The 11693-nt window shown below is 39.5% G+C and carries 6 protein-coding genes; all 6 read left to right on the top strand.

Features of this window, described 5'->3' with window-relative positions:
• The first annotated feature begins 174 nt into the window (after nucleotides 1-174).
• Genes ASU31_RS04895 through ASU31_RS04870 form a run of 6 tightly spaced genes read left to right on the top strand, consistent with a single transcriptional unit; the run spans nucleotide 175 to nucleotide 11691 of the window.
• Nucleotides 175-3189: a SusC/RagA family TonB-linked outer membrane protein gene (locus ASU31_RS04895; protein WP_083505274.1), complete on the top strand. Its 3015-nt coding sequence runs from the start codon at nucleotides 175-177 to the stop codon at nucleotides 3187-3189.
• A 34-nt stretch (nucleotides 3190-3223) separates the two neighbouring features.
• Nucleotides 3224-4738, top strand: coding sequence for a RagB/SusD family nutrient uptake outer membrane protein (locus ASU31_RS04890; protein WP_245224477.1), 1515 nt, complete (start codon nucleotides 3224-3226; stop codon nucleotides 4736-4738).
• An 11-nt stretch (nucleotides 4739-4749) separates the two neighbouring features.
• Complete coding sequence (locus tag ASU31_RS04885; protein WP_057931262.1) at nucleotides 4750-5859, top strand: fasciclin domain-containing protein; 1110 nt, start codon at nucleotides 4750-4752, stop codon at nucleotides 5857-5859.
• A gap of 37 nt (nucleotides 5860-5896) precedes the next feature.
• Nucleotides 5897-6985 (top strand): DUF5007 domain-containing protein, encoded by a 1089-nt coding sequence (locus tag ASU31_RS04880; protein ID WP_057931662.1) that lies wholly within the window; start codon nucleotides 5897-5899, stop codon nucleotides 6983-6985.
• A gap of 21 nt (nucleotides 6986-7006) precedes the next feature.
• Nucleotides 7007-10156, top strand: coding sequence for a SusC/RagA family TonB-linked outer membrane protein (locus ASU31_RS04875; RefSeq protein ID WP_245224475.1), 3150 nt, complete (start codon nucleotides 7007-7009; stop codon nucleotides 10154-10156).
• A gap of 11 nt (nucleotides 10157-10167) precedes the next feature.
• Entirely contained in the window at nucleotides 10168-11691 is a 1524-nt protein-coding gene (locus tag ASU31_RS04870; protein ID WP_057931260.1) for a RagB/SusD family nutrient uptake outer membrane protein, read from the top strand.
• The last annotated feature ends 2 nt before the right edge of the window (nucleotides 11692-11693 follow it).

Genomic DNA, 11693 nt, shown 5'->3' with positions numbered 1-11693 from the left:
TATTAAAACGTTTTAGTATAATATATATTTGAGTTAACCAAATACTAAATTTTATGAGAACCCCTAACTATTACTACCGAAGCACCTGTCTCTTTAAACTAGAACATAACTTGCCGTTTCCGAAAAAATAAGTTTTAGAAATCATTTTTTTACCAATTAAAGATCCATTAAACTATGCGATACTTATGGGCGTGCCTTGTCTTTTTTGCCGCGTTTACATTAAACGTTTTACCTGTTTTTTCTGCGGGCAAAAAAAATCATAAAGGCCTAACAACCAATCTTTTTGTTCTGCAGGATACAACTAAAATTAAGTATGTATCGCCAAAAGACTCTTTGAGGAAAGACAGTTTAGAACAAATTAAACTCAAAACAATTTACCGTAAATTGTCGGGAGGTGTACAGAAAGATGTTAAAGATCTGTCACTGTTTCCTGCCATTTCCTTACAGCAAAGTTTGAAAGGAAATTATGCGGGCTTATACGTACAAGAACCATCAGGCGAACCTGGCTCTGTTCAGAATATGATTATCAGGGGTGCTACTACGCCACTGCTTTCAAAGAAGGATGTATATGCCGTACAGCCATTGGTGGTACTGGATGGAATCCCGTTAATCGGAGAGCATCCTTTTGCCTTCGATATTCAACAGTACGATTTTAACAGAATCGGCCCAGCCACAAATCTCCTTGCCGGAATTGATCTCAATAACATTGCATCCGTAGAGGTATTGAGCGATTTGGCAGGATCATCTATTTATGGCCCCAGGGGAGTAAACGGTGTTATCGTGTTAACCTCAAAAGCGGCTTCGGGCAATTCGAGGAGTATTAGCTTTAATTCATATATCGGTATGGTGCAAAAACCAACGGTTAATACCATTAATGGTAAATATGAAAATGAATTCAGGCAAAGGTTCTATGATATTTATACCACCAATGGCAGGTATTCTGATGATGAAGAATATCCTGTTTATTTAAGCGATTCGCTTAATAATGTATACAGTGGTAAATCAAACTGGACCGATTTATACTATAAAAATGCACTGATATACGGTGTAAATTTTGGCTTAACCGGCGGGTCGGATCGTGCGAATTTTAGATTTTCGTTGGGTAATGCCAAAAGCCAGAGTGTTGCCGATGGTACAGGCTTAGACCGTTACAGCGCCATGTTCAACATCAACATGCGCCCGGTTAAGTGGTTGCTTTTCTCAGCCATGATTAACGGTAACCGTTTAAACCGCGATAGGAACAGAACACTTAGGGATAGGTTTGCACAGATTAATTACTTTCCCGATCTAAGTGCTCCACCTGCACCCAATAAAGATTATTATGGCACTTATTTAAAAGAATACAGCAAAGGTTTTGATGATAATAAAACTAACCTGATCCAGGGTTATGCCAAATTGGTGGCTACACTGGGCAAGGTTAAATTATCATCGGCTTTTAATGTAGATTATAATGAAGGTTACCGGGATATATTTTATGCCAGAACCTTGTTGCAGGGCAATAGCTATGCCTCAAACTATTATGGTTTTAACCAACGGTTAATGATTGATAATAAAGCAGCTTACGATTTCAAGCTTAATACCGCACACGATTTCCATGTAGAGTTAGGCCAATCGATGATGTGGGATATTTATAAGTATAACTATGCTTATGCGTATAAAGGTGCTAATGATTATATCAAAATTAACTTATTGGATTCTGATCCAAAATTACCAAATGGCGATGATAATCCTAATTATCTGGTGCCAAAAGCATTTCCCAGAGAACTTACCTATCGCTTTTTAGATAAAACGGAAGATAACCTGTTATCATTTTATGGTAAAGTAAACTACTCGTATAATGATAAGTACTTCTTATCCGGAACATTACGTTTAGATGGATCATCTAACGCACAGCCAACCAAACGCTGGTTTTATTCTCCGGTAATTTCAGGGGCATGGAATGTTAAAAACGAATTACTAAAAGATACCAGATTAGTTGATGATTTAGTTTTAAGGGCAAGCGTTGGCCGTTTAGGCAGAACATTTACCTACGATAATTATGCTCAGGGGCCGCAGTATACTGCATCAGTTGGTTATACTGGAAATTTAACCGTGCCAGGATACAATGCCTTCGGTGTGTTAACCAGACCCTATTCGTTCGGCTGGGTGGGTTATGGCGTGCCATGGGCTTATTCAGATCAGTTAAATGTCGGAACTGATGTCGCCATGTTAAAAAACCGCCTGCATGTTTCAGTCGATTTTTACACCAAGGCCGATAAAAACCAGTTGATTGGCATTCCATCGTATGCAGAGTATGGTTACAAACAATCAATAGAAAGCGGCATGGATGTGAGCAATACAGGCGTCGATTTATCCATACACGCATTGGTAATGGCCAAAAATAAATTCTCGTGGAATTCTTCATTGAATTTTAACCATAATAGCAACACCTTAAAAGCATTGCCAAGAGGCTTAAATCAAATTATAATCGGAAACAGGTTATTAAGAGTTGGCGAACCTGTAGATCAATATTGGTTGTTGGAAAATGAAGGCATTTATACTTCTACTGCACAAGTTCCGGTAGTAAATGGTCAGCCGTTAAAGTATAACGGACAGGCATTAAAAGCCGGTGATCCGAGATGGAAAGACCAAAATGGTGATAATGTAATCGACGAAAAAGACAAAGTACTAAAAGGGCATTCATTACCAACACTTTCTGGTGGTTTTGATAACGCTTTTACCTATGGCAACTGGAGTTTGAGCACCAATTTATATTTCAATCTGGGCAGAAAGCTGATTAATCAGGAAATGGCCAGTCGCTTCGATTTTGTTAACCGCGAAGGTAATACCGATGTAAGCTCGGTGAAAGAAATTACTTTTTGGGAGAAACGTGGCGATTATAGCAAATATCCGCTATACAATCCATGGAGCACCATTATTCCTTACCGTGTAGATCAGGATCTTTTCCTGGAAAACGCCTCGTTCTTGAAATTGAGATCAGTATCTGTAGGCTATGAACTTGGTAATCTGCTGAAAAAGAGAAACATAAAGATCAATAAATTCTTCGTTTACGGCGCGGTAAGCAATGTATTTGTCATCACGCCGTACACCGGGCAAGATCCGGAACTGGTAAGCTATGATGGCGTAGATACCGGCTACGGACAACCGATACCAAGAACATACACTTTAGGAGTTAAAATGGAATTATAATATGGAAATAGCTACTAAAAATACATCAATAACCATGAAAAATATATTATACGCATTTCTGCTTGCTGTGGTGGCTTTAACCAGCTGCAACAAAGCATTGGAAACCGACTCGAGCAGGGTAGTGGGCGAAAAAAATATGTGGAATACGGTAGAGGATGCCCGTGCCGGAATTCTGGGGGTTTATGCCTTAACCAGAGCTGCACTTTCTGATAACAACAGCCACTGGATTTATGGCGATGTAAGACCAGGCGAATTTACAAGCCCGAAAAGACAGGATTTAAAAGCGGTGATCAGCAATAATTTAAATGCATCTTATCCTGTAGTAGAATCGCTTTCTGATTGGACCAGGTTTTATGCCATTGTAAATGGTGCCAATGTTTTTCTGGAAAATATCGCACATGTTAAAGCAACCGATAAACGCTACTCGGATAACAACATGACAGTAGATATTGCCCAAGCCAGGTTTTTAAGGGCTTTTGCTTATTTCTACATGGTGCGCATCTGGGGTGATGTTCCTTTTATTATATCTTCAAACGAAGGTGTTTTCGAAAATAAAGCCAGAGAAAAACAGGCCAAGGTTTTAGCCTGGGTAGAATCGGAAGTATTAAGGGCTGCGGCCGATCTGCCATTTATTTATAGTGGAAACGATATTCAGCAACCAGGCGATTATTATAACGAAGGCGGAGGAAGGTGGGGAGGCGCTTTAGCGACTAAAGTTACGGCTTACGCAGTGCTTTCGCACGTTGCTGCCTGGAATGCAGATTATGCTAGCGTTGCCAAATACAGCAAATTTGTTGAAGATAATTATGGCAGAAGCGGAGGAGGTTATACCTCAACAACTGATTTAAGCAATTCAAACGGGTTTTTCTACAATAAAAATAACCGGCAAATGTTTGGCTTTAATTCAGATTATGGTCATATCGATGGTTCATCAACTGGGCATATTGAAGAATTAACCCTTGCAGAGCCCATCATTACCAAATCGGTTCCTGATATCTATCTGCCAAAAGATTCGATCTTAAAATATTTCAATTTACCGAAAGATGAAAGATTCTCTATCGATACGTTGGGCCAATCGAAATTCGACAGGTATTTCACCAATTTAAATGGTAAATATCCAATTTTCAGTAAAATCAAGGTTATTCAGGGTGGCGGTACCGATCCAAACTTCAGGTATTTTACCAGTGCATTAATCTTTACCCGGTTAGAAGATATTGTACTGTTAAGGGCCGAAGCGCTATCTGTTTTGGGCGATCAACAGGGTGCTATATTGGAATTAGTGCAGGTAATGGGCAGAAGGGTTACCCCGGGTACTACCCTTTCTTTTAACCTGAGTAGCGACGATATTATCAAAATGATATTCGAAGAAAGACACCGCGAACTATTGGGAGAAGGGCATAGGTGGTACGACTTAATCAGATACAATAAAATTAAGCAGAACGATGCCAAATTTATGAACCTGATCAATTCGGGTGGGATCTACTGGCCAATATCGCGCAGGTTGATCTCTCAAAACAGTTTATTAACTCAGAATCCTTATTGGCGCTAAATAATATTGATATGAAAAATTTTATAAAATATATTGGTGTGCTAACAATACTCTTGTTATTCACCGTCATTTATTCGGCTTGTAAAAAGAATGGTGGCTACTACGATGTAGAAGATAGCGCAGTAGCCTATAACGGAAGCATTTACGAATATTTAAAAAGTAAGCCAGGGGTATACGACTCACTAATTGTGGCGGTTGATAGAATGGGCTTGAAGAAAACCCTTACCGATAGCAATGTAACGCTTTTTGCGGTAACCAATCCTAGTTTTCAGCTGGCCTTGAGGAACTTAAATACTTTAAGGAAACAGTCGGACAAAGACCCCCTGTTTTTATCAAACATTGATGGAATACAGTTGGATACCATGGTATCTTATTATATTATCAGGGGCGTAAAACCTTCTGATTCTTTAAAACTGCAGGATGGACTTAATTTAACCAGTGTTAAAGTAGCCTATCCCATGCACGCCAAATCGGTGAGGGGTTCTGCCTCGGGCGAGGTGGGTGCCGGTCCGGAAGTGATTCAGTTTAGCAATACCAAAAAGAGCAAATTTGTCAGAAACTGGTCTACAAGTACTACTGCCTCAAATAACATCAAAACCAAAAATGGTATTGTGCATGTAATCAGTCCTGATCATATTTTCGGTTTCGATGGCTTTGTTACCCGCTTAACTTTTATCCCACCCCCACCAAACTTAATGGTTACTGTGGGTGGTACTTTCTCTGCCAACCGTGAAAACGGCGGAGGACCAACCAGTGGCGAAAACTCTAAAAAAGTGATCGATGGAGACGACCACACCAAGTTTTTATGTGATCTGCAAGGATTTTTAACCATGCAGTTTAAACTGAAAACGCCAGAAGTATCGTCAGTTTACACCTTAACCTCAGCAAACGATGAGAATGGAAGAGATCCGAAAGCCTGGACATACGAAGGCTCGCAGGATGGTGTTAACTGGACCGAGTTACATCGGGTAAGCAACTTCTTTTTTGAAGAAAGGTATCAGCAAAAAGTTTTCAGATGTACCAATACCACTGCGTACCTCTACTACCGTATAAATATTACTGAGTTAAGAAGCGGGGGTACTTTCCAGCTTGCAGAATGGACTATAAACAAATCGAAATAGGGTGATGGGACATAGAAAAAATAAAATAACGAAACTTATGAAGTCAATCGTAAAAATAGAAATGGTTGTGGTTTTGTTTGCATTGATCGCTTTTAGCGGATGCAAAAAACTGTACAACCTGCCAGAAGAAAAAGATTACCTGAGTAATAATATAAACTACACCAACAAAGTATTTGAACCGATTATTGGCAGAACCAATCTAATGGGAGGTTTTAATGGCGATAATTCTACGCAACCGATCACCTTCGAAATTGTGAATGCACGTTTTGGCGATGGTAAACCGGTTACCGATATTTTTCAGAAAGTGCCTACTTACGTATTTACCGCTCCATATACAGGCTTAGAAAAAAGCCTGGCAGAAATAGAGGCTAAAAGAAAGATAGAAATGCACGCTTTGTTTGAGGTACGTTCGTCGGGAGAGTTTATACTTTGGGGTTCATCTACCAATCAATTAATCAAACCAAGGCCAAGTGACAGTACAAACTTTTCTCAGGATACCCGCTTTTTTGATGTGAAGATTAAAAATACCGGTGGGGAGCGTTTGATCAGAGACCTGCAGATCAGACCTTTTAGGGAAAGACCTTACGAACCTTCTAACGATTTTAATGCTTACACCGGTTTGCCTGCTCCCGATCCTAAATTTCCTTTCGATAAAAAGCTAAGAGATTATATCCGCCCATACTTAAACAATGTGGTTGGAGCCACAACAAATAAAAACCTGATCAGTAACAACGATCAGAAAGATGTAGTGGTATACATCCGTCAGTTTAAGGGTGGGAATGGACATTCACTGCGCATTAAAGCATTAAATAAAGATTCGGTTGAAATTAATCCGGCTGCCTTTAACGAAACCGTTTGGGACAAAATGATACATGGTTTTAACATGCAGAAAACTGATAAGTATGTTCAGTATGATGTAGCCTATCCAATTCCATTGGTAGAAATCCAAACGTTTTACGCACCAGGAGGTTCGAGAGCGAAAGCGCAGTTGAGTTACTCGAGAGGCTCTTTTGGTGGGGGCCGCATCATTGCCAATTTCGGGGTCGATTTTGCCATTTACCAGGCTGGAGATTGGGAAATTGTATTCCACTTCAAAACAGAAAATCCAAAGTTTATCAGCGAATAAGCAATATTTAAAGCTAATATTATGAAAAGAAATATACTTTTTTATACATTACTTGTAGTGTGTATAATGATTGGCACCAGTGCTTTTTCGCAAGAGAAATTTAACCTTGTGAATGGTACCGTTGTTGATAAAGAAACAAAACAAGGCGTTCCGGGTGTATCTATTATTTTAGAAAGCACCAATAAAGGTTTAACCCAAACCAATGGTAGCGGAAAATTTTCGGTTAACGTACCCGAGGGGTCTACTTTAATATTCAAATTTATTGGTTACAATACGCAGCGTGTAAAAATTACCAACCAGAATAACATCACCGTAACCATTTCTGAAGACCGCAAAGAGCTGGATCAGATTGTTATTGTAGCCTACCAAAAAAGGTCTAAGCAAACCACTACCGGTTCGTCGGTTTTAATTCAGGCCAAAGAGGTTCAGGATATTCCGGTTTCTAACGTAGAGCAACTTTTACAGGGTAAAGTGCCGGGATTAAACATTCAGAACAATACCGGTGCACCAGGTTTTAGGGGCTCGGTACAGGTTCGTGGATTATCCAGTTTAAGCATCTCTGGCAGTGGTAACGAATCATTTTTACAGCCAACCTCGCCGTTATATATTATTGATGGTGTTCCATTGGATGCAGATAAAGCTGCAGAGTTTGGTTTCCAGAGCCAAGGGCCTGGTGTGAGTCCGCTTTCATTAATTCCTCAGGAAGATATCGAAGACATCCAGATTTTAAAAGATGCCCAGGCAACTTCCATGTATGGCTCGAGAGGTGCCTATGGGGTAATTATCATCACCACCAAAAGAGGTAACTCTAAAGTTCCAAGAATTAGGTATGTATCCAATTTCTTTGTTAAAACCCCGCCAAAACTTCGCGAAACTTTGGGTGGTAACTCAGAAAGATCATTAAAAATCCAGCAGATTATTTTAAATGCTTCAAACGTTGATGATATCAGGAGAATTTCTAATACTTCGTTCCTTGCCGATAGTTTAAATGCTTACTGGAACAACTCTACCGATTGGCAGGATGTATTTTTCCAGAATACCTACAATCAGAGTCATAACCTGGCTTTAGATGGTGGCGATCCTAGATTTAACTACAAGGCCAACCTAGGTTATTATACCGAAAAAGGGGTAATCAAGAATACGGGCTATAACCGTTACAACCTGAATATGAATATGGAGTTTAAGCCAAACGATAAATTTAGATTTTTTGGTTTTATTAACGGCTCCGTAGGAAAGCAGAATAAAGGAAATGGTGTTGGTTTATTACAATCAGGTGTTGCCGGAAATGGACAGGTATCTACCTTATTGCCTCCGCCATCTTTCTATCAGGCATCGGGAGGGGTTTTATCGGCATTACAAACATTGAACGATAATAACTCCAGAAATTTAAGAACTAACGTAGAAGCACGTTACGAGTTTATTCCTGGTTTGGCTGTATCTTCTACTTTAAGTTACGATTATACTTCCGATACCGAATCTACTTTTACGCCTGCAGCGGCAAACGGCCAGTTTGCTAAAGTATACGATTATGTTGGAAGAAATTTCCAGTTGTATAATAGAAATGGTATTACTTATGCCAAAAGTTTTGGCGAAAAACATAATCTTTTTGTTAACACCTTTAATGAAATTTATAAACAGGGCGCCCAGGCTGGTATTACACGCCAGGAAAGAACACCTAACGATCAGTTACAGGGGCCATTGGGGTACGATGCTTATTACTCGCGTGGTGGAGGCGTATTGTCTAATTATAAAAACGCAACCATTGCATCGTTCGCAGGTTCAGTATCGTACGATTATGATAAAAAATACGTAGCTGAGTTTTCTTATCGTTTAGATGGTACCTCATCCAGCGGATTGGAAAATCCATATTCTAAAAACCCTTCAATTGGTTTAAGATGGAACTTTAACAAAGAGAACTGGCTGGCCGATATGAAATGGTTATCGTACGGTAGTTTGAGGTTAACCTGGGGACAAAATATTGTGCCAACGGGTAATCTCCAAAGTATTTATGGTATTTATAACCTGAACAACAATTTTAACAACAACCCAACCATCGGAATCGATTATAATATTATTCCAAATCCTAATTTAAAACCAACCACAACAAGTCAGTACAATTTAGGTTTCGATCTGGGGTTATTTAACGATAAAATCTCAGTAAACTTCGATACTTATTTTAAAAAGGTTGATAACTTATTGTTTGATAGACTTTTATCGAATACTACCGGGTTTAATAAATTGGCGAGTAACGATTTAGGTATTGCCAATTATGGATCGGAGATCATGATTACCGTGAGGCCGGTAGCGAGCAAAGATTTTGATATTTCGGTTTCGGTAAATGGTGCACTTAACCGCGATGTGCTGTTAAAACTTCCGGCAGAGTATAACGGACAGTTCATCAAATTTGATGGTTCTGGTTACCTGCAGCACAACGTTTACCGCGTAGGTAGAAACACATTGTCTAACTACTTAAGAATAAACCAGGGTGTTTATCAAACCGATGCCGATGTGCCAACCGATCCTGTAACGGGTAAGAGATATCAATCTAACGGACAGTTTTTCTTAGGTGGCGATCCGATTATGAAAGATGTAAACGGAGATTATATTTTAGATGGCCGTGATTATGAGGTTACCGGTAATTCGCAGCCTTTAATGACCGGTGGTTTATCTACCAATATCAGGTATAAAAAATGGGGCTTAAATGTTTATGCTACTTACACAGCCGACAGAACCATTTTAAATAATGCCCTGGCAGATAGGATAGCCATAATGCGCGATCCCTATTCACTAAAATCGGTTGTACCATTAAACGACCTTAATATCTGGACAAAACCTGGTGATATTGCAAAATACCCTTATCCGTACGATTACAAAAGATTTGATCAGATTCAGCCGCTAAGGGCCGATCAAACACTTTGGCAAGAAAGCGGAACTTATTTAAAAGTAAGTAACGTAACGCTTTCTTACATGTTCGATAAAAAGTTTATCGCACGTTTTGGAATGAGTAGTTTAAGAATTTATGCCTCTACAGATAACCTGATTACTTTTTCTAAGTACACCGGGCCAAACCCTGAAAACGTAACCACATTGGGTCGCGATATTTCTACAGGATACCCTGTTCCGCGTACTTATAACCTAGGCGTTCAGTTAGAACTTAATACAGGCAATTAATAGATATTATTATGAAAAAGTTTATCATTTATTCTTTGATTTTAGCAGCATCGTTTTCATTGCCTGCTTGTAAAAAGTTTCTGGATATACAACCTTTAGATAAGTTATCAGGAAATAACTTCTTCCAATCTAAAGAAGATGTAGAAGCAAATATTTACGATTTATCGCGTATTGTTTTCGGTAAGTTTAACGAAACACATTTTATAGGCGCAACGGGCGAGTACCGCTCTGGTGAAGTATTATACGAAAGCCAGTCTGATTTAGCCCCTGCCCGCGAGTTTGTCGAGATTTTAGGTAAAAACAACCTGTTGGGTTTATTGGCGGGTAATCGTCCATGGGATTTTTACAACTTCAACAGAATTACCGATTGGACCGATTATTACCGTGCCATACAAGGTGCCAACATTTTAATGGCGAAGCTTGATGAAGGTGTACCCGGACTTACCGATGTGCAGAAAAACCAGTATAAAGCCGAAGCTGCATTTATCCGTTCGCTAAGTTATTTTATCATGGTAAGGTTATATGGCGATGTAGTGTATTATACCGATGCATTCCATTCAACAGCTTTGCCGCGCGAAAACTTTGTTTCCGTATTAAACAAATGTATAGCTGATCTTAAAACCCATAAAAATCAGATTCCATGGACTTATACCGATCCATCTTTAAAAGGAGTTAGGGCCAGCCGAGGAAGCATTATTGCCTTAATTATGGAAATGAACATGTGGAATGCAGGTTTTGATGCGAACAATTCAAAAAAATACTACCAGGAGACTGCCGATTTAGGGCGCGAAATGATTGCCAGCGGTGCATACAGGTTATTGCCTATTACAGAATGGGCTACCGTAATTAAAGGAAGATCAGACGAGAGCTTATTCGAATTTTACCGCAGTATAAACTATGGCGATCAAAATACCAATACCGCACCGGTGGCCGATATGTTTTTGCATTACCCATACAAAAGACCAGAATATACCCACCGTGTAAGTTTTGCTTATTTCAGGGGTGAGTACATGCAGAAACTCTTTCAGGATGGTAGCGATAAGCGAATTACCAGCTGGTTTAACGAAGATATTTATGCCGATAACGGAAAATTTATGATGCTAAAATTTGCGCAGAATTCTTTCTCTACAGGTGAAGAAGATGCCAACCCTGATAACACATTTATGATTTTTAGGTACGGTGGCGAAATTTTACTGGCAGCTGAAGCACTTGCCGATTTAGGAGAGGATACCGAAGCCATTAAGCTGGTAAATATGGTAAGGGACAGAGCACAGGCATCAAAGTATGCTGGTGGCGGAGGCTCTACCCTAAAGGATTTTATTTTTTACGAAAGATCTAGAGAATTAATAGGCGAAGGGCACCATTATTTCGATTTGGTGCGCACCAAGAGGATTTTAAGCAGCCAATGGTCGTACAATGTACTTACCTCAGATAAATTTAGCCGTGGCGCATGGACCTGGCCAATAAGCGGGAATGCCTTAAATAACAATCCATTTATGCGGTTAAACGATTATTGGGTTAATGGTGGTAATTAATT

The organism is Pedobacter ginsenosidimutans, assembly GCF_001442625.1.
In the GTDB taxonomy this organism is placed as follows: Bacteria; Bacteroidota; Bacteroidia; order Sphingobacteriales; family Sphingobacteriaceae; genus Pedobacter; species Pedobacter ginsenosidimutans.
The sequence above is the reverse complement of the archived record's forward strand: the minus strand, read 5'-3'. Positions and strand labels throughout refer to the sequence as shown.

Excerpts from the sequence above, each read along its gene's own strand:
- ASU31_RS04895 (WP_083505274.1), top strand. The coding sequence starts at position 175 with ATGCGATACTTATGGGCGTGCCTTGTCTTTTTTGCCGCGTTTACATTA.
- ASU31_RS04890 (WP_245224477.1), top strand. The coding sequence starts at position 3,224 with ATGAAAAATATATTATACGCATTTCTGCTTGCTGTGGTGGCTTTAACC.
- ASU31_RS04885 (WP_057931262.1), top strand. The coding sequence starts at position 4,750 with ATGAAAAATTTTATAAAATATATTGGTGTGCTAACAATACTCTTGTTA.
- ASU31_RS04880 (WP_057931662.1), top strand. The coding sequence starts at position 5,897 with ATGAAGTCAATCGTAAAAATAGAAATGGTTGTGGTTTTGTTTGCATTG.
- ASU31_RS04875 (WP_245224475.1), top strand. The coding sequence starts at position 7,007 with ATGAAAAGAAATATACTTTTTTATACATTACTTGTAGTGTGTATAATG.
- ASU31_RS04870 (WP_057931260.1), top strand. The coding sequence starts at position 10,168 with ATGAAAAAGTTTATCATTTATTCTTTGATTTTAGCAGCATCGTTTTCA.